Here is a 12,215-nt window from a genome sequence, read left to right on the forward strand (position 1 = left end):
AAATGCAAATCAATATGAAAAAGTTACTGTATATACTAACGATCATTTTCATGGCTTCCTGCACAGAGGATTTTTTAGAAGTATTACCAGAAAGTTCTGTCACTTCTGGTAACTTTTATAAGACCGAAGCACAATTCGATCAGGCATTAAATGGAGCGTATGCTACCCTTAGAGATGTGAAAGGATCCGTTTCTTCATGGACTATGGGAGAGATGCGATCTGATAATACACATCTTGAATTTAATGTGACTAATCGTGGACCTGGTTATATGGAGAGAGAGTATGCTGACTTCTTTCTTGATAATAACTCCAGCGGAATGGTAGCGAGTAAATATAATGCTAATTATGTAGGCATTGCCCGCGTCAATGAAATTCTAGGGTACATTGATGAGGCAGGCCTTAGCCAAGAAAAAGTGGATGATATCACTGGACAGGCTAAGTTCTTACGTGCACTCTATTATTTTGATCTGGTAAGGTATTTTGGAGGTGTACCTTTGTATCTTGAGGCTGTCAAAGGGGCGGAGGAGGCATATCTACCCCGTTCATCGGTGGAAGAGGTATACAACATAATTGAAGCTGATATACAGGAAGCTATTCAAAAATTACCTGCGCCTGCTTTTCCACAAAGTGGCAGAGCTACCGAAGGAGCCGCCCGTATGCTATTGGCAGATGTATATCTTACACAAAAAAATTACCAGTCAGCTGAAGCTGAATTATCTCGTGTAATTCAGATGGGATATGCATTATTACCTGATTATGCTTCTGTATTCAATACTTCCAACAAAAATAGTGTGGAATCTATTTTTGAAGTACAGTATCAGCAAGGAAATCAGGGACAGCAGAGTAATTTCCTTTACCATTTTCTTCCCTTATCGTCAGATGTAAGCATGATCACTGGGATCACTTCCCAAAATAGACAGGGTGGGGGTTGGAATGTTCCTACTTTTGAGATGATTGAAACCTATGAACCGGATGATGCACGGCTTGAGGCTTCCATTGGTATCGCAGAGGGAAGCGGAGTCATTGGAGATATGCTAATAGAAGCTGTAAAAAGCCCCGTGAATTATACTACGCCTAGCGGAAAGAGATCATATCCATTTATTAAAAAATTTCTGAATGGGCATAGCCTGGAGCGGAATACTGATGATAACTTTCCCATTTATCGTTATTCTGAGGCACTCTTATCCCTGGCGGAAGTGCTTAATGAGCAAGGTAGGCCCACTGAGGCTTTACCATATCTGAATCAGGTGAGAGAAAGAGCAGGGCTTTCTGAAATCACAGTAACTGATCAGGTTCAACTTCGTGATATCATTGCTCATGAAACCAGGGTAGAATTAGCATTTGAAAACAAACGCTGGCTGGATCTGGTGAGGACAGATATTGCCATTGAAGTTATGACCCAAAATGGTGAGTATCTGAAAAGAGTTCATGCAGGAGAATCATACCTGCCCCAAAATAGTTATAATGTGACCCAGGAACGTTTGCTCTTTCCAATCCCACAACGTGAAGTGCAGATTGGTGACCTTGAACAGAATCCCGGGTATTGACCAAAGAATGATTTTGTTAATAGGATTAGCCTTTTTATTAAAGAAAGGGCTAATCTGTTTTATTCTTTTATTTGTGCTGATGATACCTCAAAAACTTTCTTATTGGTTAAGCTTACCTCTACTGTTGTTGATCATACTACAGGGCTGCCATTCACTGACAGATAACCAAAATGAGCAAGTACATGTAACAGGTAAAATAAGTTATAACTTTCATATCCGGCCTATCCTGTCTGATAAGTGTTTTGCCTGTCACGGTCCGGATGCCAATAAGAGAGAGGCAGGCTTGAGGCTGGATATGGCAGAATCCGCGTACAAAGCATTGGAAGAGAACCCAAATAAACATGCTATTGTACCCGGTGAGCCGAGCTCATCGTCTGTTTTTCTAAGAATAAGCAGTACGGATGAGGCGCAAATCATGCCCCCTCCTGAATCAGAGCTGAAGCTATCTGAGCATGAAATCAAACTGATAGAGCGGTGGATACGCCAGGGTGCTGAATATGAGCCGCATTGGGCATTTGTAGCTCCTAAAGATCAGGCACTTCCGAAAGTAAAAAATAAAGCGTGGCCAGTAAATGAAATTGATTTTTTTGTATTGCATAAACAAGAACAAAATGGGTTAACTCCTAATGAAGAAGCGGATAAAGAAAGGTTACTGAAACGGCTTAGTTTTGATATTACTGGCTTGCCGCCAAGCTTGGAGATGATGAACCGCTTTTTAGCTGACAGCAGTGCTCAGGGGTATGAAAAAATAGTAGATGAATTATTGCAGTCCTCTGCCTATGGAGAGAGAATGGCTGTGCATTGGATGGATGTATCACGATATGCTGATTCCTATGGCTACCAAATGGATAATTTTCGGAGTCAGTGGCCGTGGCGTGATTGGGTAATTCATGCATTTAATAAAAATATGCCCTACGATCAATTTATTACCTGGCAATTGGCCGGTGATTTAATGCCCAATGCCACCAAAGAACAAATTTTAGCAACAGGATTTAACCGGAATCATAAGATTACAGAAGAAGGGGCAATTGATGAAGAAGAATATCGGGTAACCTATGTAACTGACCGTACTAATACTGTAGGTAAATCCATACTTGGTGTCACATTAGAATGTGCAAACTGCCACGATCATAAGTATGATCCTTTATCTCAGAAAGAATATTTTCAAATGTTTGCCTTCTTCAATAATGTTGACGAACTCCGAGATCATTATACTGCAATTGATCCCACTGTAGGAACACCTGAGGGTTATGCCAAAAAACCACTGATTGAAATCACGGATGAAGATGTAGAAGAGATACTTTCCTTTGTTAATAAACAAAAACAGGATACTAACAGGCTGATTGTATCTGTAATGGGGGAAATGGATACGTTGAGGCCTACTTACTTGCTTGAGCGAGGTGTTTTTGATGCTTATGGAGAAGAAGTACAACCGGCTACGCCTGAATCTATATTGTCATTTGATAACAAATACCCTAAGAACCGGCTGGGATTAGCAAGATGGATATTTGATGAGCAAAACCCACTCACCTCAAGAGTCTTCGTCAATAGAGTCTGGCAGTTATTTTTTGGTAAAGGGATCGTAAAAACTGCTGGAGATTTTGGTATGCAGGGTGACCTGCCTACTCACCCCGAACTGTTGGACTGGCTGGCAGTAGACTTTATGAAAAATGGCTGGGACATTAAGCGTTTAATTAAGCAAATAGTGACCTCTGCGACTTATAGACAGTCAGCGAAAATAAAACCGGATATTCAAGATGTTGATCCTGAGAATGTACTTTTAACGCACTCACCTCGCTATCATCTACAGGCTGAATTTATCAGAAACCTGCTGCTTTCAAGTAGTGGATTGTTGGATAAGACCATCGGAGGCCCCAGCGTAAAACCTTATCAGCCAGATGGTTTGTGGGAGGCAGCAACAGCCGGTGGTTCAAATTTGTCTGATTATGTGCAGGATCACAGTAGTAATCTTTACAGACGAGGGCTATATACATTTATCAAAAGAACTGTGCCTCCTCCATCCATGCTAATTTTTGACGCTAGCAATAGAGATCAATGTGAAATCGGCAGGGCTAATACCAACACTCCCCTACAGGCGCTGGTGATGATGAATGATCCTACTGTACTGGAAGCATCCAGAGTATTAGCTGCCCGCTTACTTGAGGAAGAGGCGAACACCGAACAAATTTTGATAAAAGCATTTCGCTTGATTGTATGTCGTATGCCTAAGAAAGAAGAAGTCAATCTACTTAGTGAGTATTATAAGCATCAATTGGTCACCATAAAGAAGCAGAATGCCCAAAAAATGCTGGCTGTAGGTGAACATCCTCATCCGGAAAACATAGAGCCTACCAAGCTTGCAGCACTTATGCAAGTGATTTCTATGATATACAACTTAGAAGAAACCATTACAAAAACCTGATTATGGATAAGGAGTATTTAGAATACGGATTGACAAAGAATCGCCGCCGTTTTTTATCAAGGCTCAGCCTTGGCGTAGGGAGTGTAGCATTAGGCTCTTTGCTAATTCCGGATCTCTTCAGGAACACAAGCTCTGCTGCTGGGGGGACAAACGGTTTATCGGTAGGAACTCCTCACTTTGCCCCCAAAGCTAAAAGAGTTATTTACTTGTTTCAAAATGGGGCTCCTTCCCAGCTGGAATCATTTGATTATAAACCAAAGCTACGCGAGATGGAAGGAATGGACCTTCCTGCATCCGTCAGAGGTGGGCAGCGGTTAACCGGTTTTACTGCCAACCAGTCTTCATTGCCATTGGTAGGATCTTTTACAGATTTCCATCAGTACGGAGAGGCAAGGGCTTGGGTCAGCGATCTGTTTCCTCATACCGCTAAAATTGTGGATGACATATGCATCGTAAAATCCATGCATACCGAAGCCATCAACCATGATCCGGCTTTAACTTTTTTTCAAACCGGAAACCAACAGGGGAACAGACCTAGTATGGGTTCATGGTTAAGTTATGGATTAGGAAGTGAAAATCAGAACCTGCCTGCATTTACCGTACTAATTTCCAGAGGTAAAGGAAACAGTCAAGGTGTATATTCTAAGTTATGGTCCAATGGTTTTTTGGATTCTATACATCAGGGCGTTCAGTTCAGTAATGGAGAAGACCCGGTACTCTACCTGAATGACCCTGAGGGTATGAGCAGACAGGCCCGCCGGAAAATGCTGGATAATTTGTCTGAGCTCAACCAGATGAACTATGAAGAATTTGGTGATCCTGAGATTAACACCAAAATCCGGCAATATGAAATGGCTTATCGTATGCAGGCTGCTGTGCCGGAAGTTATGGATATCTCCAAAGAACCCGATAGTATCATCAAGATGTATGGTGATGATTGTAAGGTACCAGGCACTTTTGCCGCCAACTGCCTGTTAGCTCGTAAGCTCTCTGAAAATGGAGTGCGCTTTGTACAACTGTATCATCAGGGTTGGGACCAACATGTCAATCTTCCCAAAGAGATATCCGGGCAGGCAAAAGATGTAGATCAGGCTTCCGCTGCCCTTGTCACTGATTTAAAACAACGCGGACTGCTGGATGAGACCTTAGTAATTTGGGGCGGAGAATTTGGTCGGACAAATTTTAGCCAGGGTAAAATAACACAAGATAATTATGGACGCGATCATCATCCCAGATGCTTTAGCATTTGGATGGCAGGAGGAGGCATTAGGCCAGGAATTGTGTACGGCGAAACCGATGAGTTTGGTTATAATATAGTTAAAAACCCAGTGCACGTGCATGATTTTCAGGCAACCATGCTTCATCAGTTAGGGCTTGACCATGAAAAGTTGACCTATAAACACCTGGGGCGCAGGTTCAGGCTTACCGATGTAGCAGGAAAAGTAGTGAAAGATATATTAGTTTAAGAGTATGTTATCACAACGCTATTCACGCTTCACCTAAGATTATTCTGCGTTTTCTAATATTTTAGCCTAACGTTTTTTAAAATTTCCTCCTTCAGTTTATCAACAACTTGGCTGACAGAAAAATACAGGGGGGCGAATATTCTGGTATTCGGTACGCCAATTTGGTTTGGAGAAAAACCCCACCAGCCAATATGGTCATTGAAAGATTATACGGTTTTTCAGGAAACCTGAATGATAAGGGACAATATGCCTACTACGGTAAAGCGGAGGTCTGCCTGGTAACTGGCAATGAAGATGGCATTAAGCATTGTGCAATGAGTTTAGAGCTTGTTGGGAGTTTGTTTGATTTGAATAGAATTGGTCGTCAGTATATATTAAGAGTGAACAAAACTCATATGATATGCAGTCACATTATACGCGACTTACTGACGACCAATGGAAAGTTATTAAACAGTTTATAAACTGGCAAAGGAATAGGGAACTAGATTTACGCAATGTTTTTGATGCAATTCTTTATATTACACGAACTGGCGTTCAGTGGCGGAACTTACCTTTCCCCAATTTTCCAGATTGGCAGGCCGTTTACTATTATTTTGATAAGTGGAAAAAGAATGGAGTTATTGAAAAAATAAACTTGTCACTAAATTTTCTAGAGAGACTACAAAATGACCGGCAGGCAACTCCAAGCCTTGGTTTAGCAGATTCTCAGAGTATCAAACTTGCCCCGATGATCTGTTCACATCGTGGCATTGATGGAAATAAAAAGGTAAATGGTAGAAAAAGACATGTGCTGGTTGATGTCCGTGGTAGAATTTACCAAGTACATGTTCATGCTGCAAACTTCCACGATAGCCCTCAAGGAGTGAATTTATTAGATGAGAAGGCTCCGTATTCCGAACGTTTAGAAACGATAATAGCAGATAAAACTTATCGTGGAACTTTTGCTAAAGCAGTAAAGCAAATAGGGATAGAGTTTGAAGTGCCTAATAGAGAAAAAAGCACAAAGGGATTTGTAATAGAAGCTAAAAGGTGGGTAGTAGAAAGGACTTTTGCTTGGCTTAATTTCTATCGCCGAACAGTGATAGATTATGAACATACATCCGAAAGTTCAAAAACATTCTTACTTCTAGCAAATTTGTCTATGTGTATTAAGGCAATCTAACTTTTAACAAAAAGAAATTTCCCAACAAGCTCTTACTTTGTTCGGTGCAAAATCTGGGCTTTATGATTTCTTCGCAGGCGTATGCCGGCTGGAGAGGGGATGCTGGTCACGGACCTTCTTCCCTGGATAAAGATTCCGGTGGGCTGCAAAATGATTTTACCAACCGCAATACCACCTTTATGAGCTGGAACCTGATGCACACTGCCAAAATGCTGTTTGATCATGAGGGAATTCTTGCTCAAACCAGCGGACCCAATAGAATGCCCGTACCATCAAACTTCACCCGCATCCGAAATACCGTTCCTGAAACCTTGAAACATGACAAGATAGCGACCAGACCGGAACTTATGCGTCAGGCTCGGGACTTCTCTTACCTTGTCAGCGGGCGTCTGAATGATGATTGAATTGTTCCATTCCATAATGTAAGTAAGCATTGTTTAATGATAACTTAAATGCTATGCGCAGGCTGATTGCTGATCTGTCTTTTAGCGGAGACAGATATAAAAAGACTTAATTATAGGTAACTGAAAATACGCTTGAAGCTGATGAAAGGTGAACAAAAAAGCCTATTGTAAAAATAATGTCTTCCAGTATGCTGATCAGTACAATAGTAGGCATACATACTCCTTCCTGACAAGAAGCCTATAATTTCAGTCTCTGTACAACCACTTCAGCAGCCTTTTGATTGGCGGATCTATTTTCAAAAACCAGTTAGGGGGCTAAGGTGCAGGCGTCTTATTTTGTTTGAAAAACTTCCGTATCAGGATGAAAAGCATACCAGGCAAACCAGAAAGTGCTCAAGGTTGGCAAAACATTTCCATCCGCATCACTAATTTCAGCACTCTGACTGTCAGGGTTGTAGGTAATGGTCAAGTCTTTTTTCTGGAATTGAACTTTAATTTTGGTTTGCTGCATCTTCTTTAATTCTGATAAGGGATAAGCTTTGAATTGACCGTCAATCTCCAGGCCGATCACCATCTCTTTAGGGTGAAATCTGTCATCTCTTTCTTCCACATCAAAATACAACTGTGTAGAGCTATCATATCCCGGATAAGGATTGAGTGTATAATCCCGCTGATAGCCGGTTTCCTCGCTCAGTAGCAAGGTGTTCGGATATTTATTCATCCATTCTCCCAGGCTGGTATTTATTGTGGGCACCATTGTAAGCTTTTTACCTGCCATCGGACCGCCTATGGCTTCCATCATAAGCTGTGACCATAGCGAGTTAGTTTGCCGATCGTAAAGCAACACATCACTGTTGTAGAGCAGACCAGATACGCCGAAGGTTCTTTTCTCACCATCCACTTCAGCATCAAAGGCGATACCGCTGCCACAGAGAGGGCAATAGGTGACTACCACCGGCTGTTCGCCAAATCTGTCATTGACGATCTCGTGATAATTCATGATGGCTATGGGATAAGCTTTGGCGATGCCGTTCACAACCACCCCCAACACCCTGCTATCCAAATCCTGTGCGGCTGCTTTTGTGAACTGAGGCTGATCTATGCTGGGAATACCGTCTTTGGGGGGACCTCCGTCCTTGATCTCATCCACAGGAATACTGGCATTTCTCAGGTCAAATCCTTTTTTGCTTTGGGCTAGAGTGCTGTGCAGACTTAAGATAAAGAAAATAAGTAGCAGGAATTTCATGATAAGAGAACTCAAAATTAAGCGAAAACAGTTCAAAAGTAGTTTTCGGTATACCCAGGACTCTATTGTCCCTTTCCTGTAGTACTGAGAAATCAGAATCAAATTCAAACCATAGTTCAACGGAGGTTGAGCTGGATAGCCGTGAACTGCTCGAGGCAATGATTCAAAAAGTCGGTAGTTACAGTGATTTACTGGAAAAAATAGTTGTTGTCTATACGCATACCTACACCATGCCAGATGGTCGTAGGGATATCTCCACAGAGAAATATCTTTTCAAGGGAGAACGGTCTTATGGACTGTATCATGTGCACCAGAGGACCCTTCCCGATCTGGAAGGCAGATTGAGCAGGGCTTTGATGGAGAGGAATTTTGGTTAAAGCATGATGGAAATATAATTGATGATGATGAGCTTCTAAAAGCAGTAAGATTCAACAGACCAACCAATTTTTATTGGTTTGCCATGATGCAGAAATTATTAGACCCAGGGTTAAATTATGAGTATTTAGGGGAAGCTTCCTTCAATGAGAGAGAGTATCACACTATTAAAATAACTTTCAACCAAATCGGTGACAAACCAACTGATATTTATCAAATTTATCTGAACAAAGAGACATTACTTGTAGACCGCTTTTTATTCACGGTAGCTGATAAAGGTGTGATGGATACCCCCCTTTTGATGGAAATAAAATACGAGGAAATTGAAGGCAAGTTGATCCCCTCTCATCGTAGATACAAGAAATCCAGCTGGGATGCAAATGTAATAGATGCCCCCTGGATTGAAGTCAAATGGTCTGATATCCGCTTTAACAACGATCTCACAATAGAGGATTTAGAAAAGAGTCAATGAAATTGTAATAATCAGCTTTTGCCAACAAATACTATCACCCATAAGCTAAATGAGCCTTTTACAATGGTCGGCAACATCTGGTACTTTTATAGAAATCTGAAAGTTCCAGCTTACGGTTGACAGTTGGCCATTATCCATTTCACATGTTAACTGCAGTTGAATACTTTAGGAATAAAAGAAATGGTAAATTTATGGTTTGGCTAAATAAAGATGGCCACCACGGACTAGTAATCTAAACAATCATTATAAATAGAGAGTTAAACGAGCAAGAAAAAAAGCCTGGCAGAATGCCAGGCCTTAATTTATTTCCATCAAGTAAACAGCCCAATTGCTTTTCCAGTGGCCGCCGAAGCGGTATTATAGTTTAAAAAATTAATATACTTTAGTTCAAAAAATCTGGAATCACAATTCTATCTAATCAGTTTCCAATACCATGCCTATTGGTAAAAGGGCTCAAAATTGAGCTTTTCTCTGAATTCTTAAAGAGATAATTCCCCATCGCTGTAGAAAATCCTCATCAATTCCACAGTAAAACATTGAAATAAAGAAGAGAAAGCAAAATGGACAGTCAGTCTTTGTGCAGCTCGTCAATACAAAATAAGAGATGTTTACATTATTAATTTCTTCTTTTAAATTGTTTTGGCGATGATTAGGCAGTCAGATACTTCTACCCGGGCTCTCCCATATTGAAAATAGTAGTTTTTAAAGTAAGTTCTCTTCGCCTAGAAAAAGCGCAGTGAACAAATTTAGCAACAATGAACTCATTGTAGTTACAACATTTTGCGCTGGCCCCTGCACTGCAAAAGCCCTGGCTCACCATTATGGCCATTCGTCAGAGGCTTTAGGTTCCAGCCGAGGGGTAATTTATTATGTCACCGGTATATGGTATTATCTAGCAGCGTATCAATAGATGGGAAAAAGAAAGAGGGGAAGGATGCACCAATTATAGTGAGCGTTAGAGACAGCAGGTAAGTCAGACAAAAAACTTGGTTTTAGTCTATTTAAGCCCTCTGCAATTATGCTAGCTCCTTATCTCTGTAAGATTACAAGTAGGGGAAGGGTTTATTTAAAAAAACTCAAATACAATGGTAATTCTATGTCAATTATTAGCAAATTAATTGAAGCGGTTTTACCACATAAAAAAATACTGTATAATTGTAGCTGAGATATAGCAGTATATGACGTTTGAAGTTGCATATCGTAATGAGCATGATACAGTGGGAAGGCCAACCGGCGGTATTACTGACAGACTGGCTACGCTTCCTGACTCACTACTTTGGAAAGAATTAAAAGCTGGAAGCGAAGAAGCTTATGCTTTTATATACCATCACTATTTTTTTGTGCTGTATAATTATGGAAGGCAGTTTTGCGATAGCAAGGAAAGAGTGAAAGACTGTATTCAGGATCTTTTTGTGAGCATTTGGGACAAAAAAGAAAGGCTTTCTGATACTGATAGTATTAAGTTTTATTTATTTAAATCGCTAAAAAGAGAGATTCTTCGGAAAAAGCCCGGTCTTCCTTCTATCAACTTAGAAAATAAGATACTTGAGAAGAGCGACTTTGAAATGGTATTATCCCTGGAGCACCATCTAATTGCTCGTGAGGAAGAAAAAGAAAGGCTATACCAAATACGGGGGGCGGTAAATGCACTGTCTGATCAGCAGCGAGAGGTAATCTTCTTATTGTTTTATGAAAATTTATCCCAACAGCAAACGGCTGAGCTATTATCTATAAAAGTAAAAACAGTGCGTAACTTACTTTGGAAAGCTACCTGTGCTTTACGTAAGATCGTTAAACCATTCCAGCTCATCGCCCTTTATTTTTCATCCTGCATTTATTTCTGATAAAGGTTGCTATCTCTAAAAAACTGCCTATTATTTTAGTAAATTGATACTATTTACTTTATTTTATTGTTTGTATTGTAATTTTTACACCAAAATTACTTCAAGCCAGGGATATTTTGCGCATTTGCTCCTTTACTAGGAAAAGGCATACTACAGCAAATGATAAATTATAAGAACTTTGGTGTGGAAGACTTTCTGGCAGATGAATATTTCAGAAAGTGGGTATACCAGGAAAATGAATCTATCCAGAATTTCTGGATAAACTGGCTGGAGGAAAATCCGGAAAAGAGATTTGTAGTAGAAGAGGCTCGGCAAATCCTCAGAAAAGTAAGGTTTCAATATTATCCTGCTTCTAAAGCGGATTTGGAGGAGGTATGGTCAAAGATTGAAAGCAGGAGAAGCAAACAGGGCAGTGTTGGGCCTGAAATCACACACCCTTTCGCCCAAGCAAAGAAGGACAACTTTAGAAAAAGGAGGATGCTTATCGGGCTTGCAGCCTCATTGCTGATAGGCGCACTCCTGCTGGTCTATCAGGTCAGAGATAAGGACCATTATGAAACTTATTCAACTGCCTACGGACAGACCCGCGATATCATGCTGCCGGACAGAACAAGAATAAGCCTGAATGCTAATTCAAGCTTGAAGTTCAACAAAGGCTGGCGTTCCATTCAAAAAAGAGAGGTGTGGCTGGACGGTGAAGCTTTCTTTGAAGTAGAAAAAATACAAAATTCTGAGGGTGAGAACATCTCCTTTCTAGTACATACCGGGGAAATGGAAGTAGAAGTTCTGGGTACTCGCTTCAATGTTAACGCAAGACGCGGCAAGACTGAAGTAGTCTTAAATAGCGGAGAAGTGAAGTTAAACCTGGCACATGAAAAAGAACCCGAGGTATGGATGACCCCCGGGGATATGGTGGTCTTTGCAAAGAATGAAAAGGTAGTGCACAAGAAACAGGTAAACCCCTCCGATTATTCCTCATGGAGAAATAATATGCTGGTTTTCAATGGATCTAGCCTCTCCGAAGTAAAAAGCCTGCTTGAAGATTTTTACGGCTATGAGGTGCTTATTCAAGACGAGGTCTTGCTGGAGCGAAGGTTTACCGGCCGTTTTCCATCAGACAAAGTAGCACTCATGCTGGATGCCCTTGAAGCTTCATTAGGAATACAAATAAACGAAAATGACCATCAGATTATCATGGATACTAGATAAAATACCCCTGCAAAATTTATTGCTTTTGAGCTGAGGGGCAGCTTAAATAATTATTCAAACAAACATAC

At 40.8% G+C, this 12,215-nt stretch carries 11 protein-coding genes; 10 read left to right on the plus strand and 1 reads right to left on the minus strand.

The genetic code is table 11. The features are described from left to right. Window positions 1–14 precede the first annotated feature (14 nt). The 6 genes from OKW21_RS08140 to OKW21_RS08165 all read left to right on the plus strand — a co-directional run bounded on the left by OKW21_RS08140 (window position 15) and on the right by OKW21_RS08165 (window position 7,001). On the plus strand, window positions 15–1,547 hold the full coding sequence (locus tag OKW21_RS08140; protein ID WP_277478918.1) for a RagB/SusD family nutrient uptake outer membrane protein: 1,533 nt from the start codon (window positions 15–17) through the stop codon (window positions 1,545–1,547). Window positions 1,548–1,626: 79 nt separating this feature from the next. Further along, on the plus strand, window positions 1,627–3,969 hold the full coding sequence (locus OKW21_RS08145) for a PSD1 and planctomycete cytochrome C domain-containing protein (RefSeq protein ID WP_277478919.1): 2,343 nt from the start codon (window positions 1,627–1,629) through the stop codon (window positions 3,967–3,969). Window positions 3,970–3,971: 2 nt separating this feature from the next. After that, the gene (locus tag OKW21_RS08150; RefSeq protein ID WP_277478920.1) at window positions 3,972–5,435 is read left to right on the plus strand and encodes a DUF1501 domain-containing protein; all 1,464 of its coding nucleotides are present in this window, start codon (window positions 3,972–3,974) and stop codon (window positions 5,433–5,435) included. A 107-nt stretch (window positions 5,436–5,542) separates the two neighbouring features. Beyond that, complete coding sequence (locus OKW21_RS08155) at window positions 5,543–5,896, plus strand: hypothetical protein (protein WP_277478921.1); 354 nt, start codon at window positions 5,543–5,545, stop codon at window positions 5,894–5,896. After that, a complete protein-coding gene (locus OKW21_RS08160; RefSeq protein ID WP_277478922.1) occupies window positions 5,836–6,597 on the plus strand; it encodes an IS5 family transposase in 762 nt (253 codons plus the stop codon). The genes OKW21_RS08155 and OKW21_RS08160 overlap by 61 nt, the downstream gene beginning before the upstream one ends. Window positions 6,598–6,659: 62 nt before the next feature. Then, entirely contained in the window at window positions 6,660–7,001 is a 342-nt protein-coding gene (locus OKW21_RS08165; RefSeq protein WP_277478923.1) for a hypothetical protein, read from the plus strand. Window positions 7,002–7,332: 331 nt separating this feature from the next. Here the strand turns inward: OKW21_RS08165 and OKW21_RS08170 are convergent, their stop codons facing one another. Further along, entirely contained in the window at window positions 7,333–8,247 is a 915-nt protein-coding gene (locus tag OKW21_RS08170; RefSeq protein WP_277478924.1) for a DUF3179 domain-containing protein, read from the minus strand. A gap of 158 nt (window positions 8,248–8,405) precedes the next feature. Between OKW21_RS08170 and OKW21_RS08175 the strand changes: the two genes are divergently transcribed. The 4 genes from OKW21_RS08175 (at window position 8,406) to OKW21_RS08190 (ending at window position 12,147) form a co-directional block, all read left to right on the plus strand. Further along, window positions 8,406–8,624, plus strand: coding sequence for a hypothetical protein (locus tag OKW21_RS08175; RefSeq protein ID WP_277478925.1), 219 nt, complete (start codon window positions 8,406–8,408; stop codon window positions 8,622–8,624). A gap of 83 nt (window positions 8,625–8,707) precedes the next feature. Further along, window positions 8,708–9,094: a DUF6503 family protein gene (locus OKW21_RS08180; RefSeq protein WP_277478926.1), complete on the plus strand. Its 387-nt coding sequence runs from the start codon at window positions 8,708–8,710 to the stop codon at window positions 9,092–9,094. Between the two features lie 1,178 nt (window positions 9,095–10,272). After that, window positions 10,273–10,938 (plus strand): RNA polymerase sigma factor, encoded by a 666-nt coding sequence (locus OKW21_RS08185; protein WP_277478927.1) that lies wholly within the window; start codon window positions 10,273–10,275, stop codon window positions 10,936–10,938. 159 nt (window positions 10,939–11,097) lie between these two features. After that, a complete protein-coding gene (locus OKW21_RS08190; protein WP_277478928.1) occupies window positions 11,098–12,147 on the plus strand; it encodes a FecR family protein in 1,050 nt (349 codons plus the stop codon). Window positions 12,148–12,215: the final 68 nt, after the last annotated feature.

The sequence above is a fragment of the Catalinimonas alkaloidigena genome, from assembly GCF_029504655.1.
GTDB lineage: Bacteria > Bacteroidota > Bacteroidia > Cytophagales > Cyclobacteriaceae > Catalinimonas > Catalinimonas alkaloidigena.